The following is a 251-nucleotide window of genomic DNA, read 5'->3' as shown; positions in this document are numbered from 1 at the left end:
CGGTAGGACAGCGTGGCCGCCACGGCAGCAAAGGCGTGTTGGAAGCCCGAAGAATACCGCAGCTTGGTCTCGCCGCATTCGTTGTCGAGTACACGTAAGGCGACGATCAAGCCGACGTTTTTCATCAATCCAGTCAGAAACGCCAAGAACGGCGAAAAGCCGTCGTCGTTGGTGCTCAGCGCATGGCAAGCGAGCGCGCATTTTTCCGCTTGCAGCCAAATCGGTGGTGCCGCACGGCGTGTGTATGGACC

General features: G+C 59.0%; 1 protein-coding gene. It reads right to left on the bottom strand.

Translation table 11 applies throughout. The annotated features are described in order from the left end of the window. On the bottom strand, positions 1–251 hold a 251-nt coding region (locus QN347_RS20460; protein ID WP_323494497.1), incomplete at both ends, for an HDOD domain-containing protein.

The sequence above is a fragment of the Sphingomonas sp. 10B4 genome (genome assembly GCF_035019905.1).
GTDB lineage: Bacteria > Pseudomonadota > Alphaproteobacteria > Sphingomonadales > Sphingomonadaceae > Sphingomonas > Sphingomonas glacialis.
The sequence above is the reverse complement of the archived record's forward strand: the minus strand, read 5'-3'. Positions and strand labels throughout refer to the sequence as shown.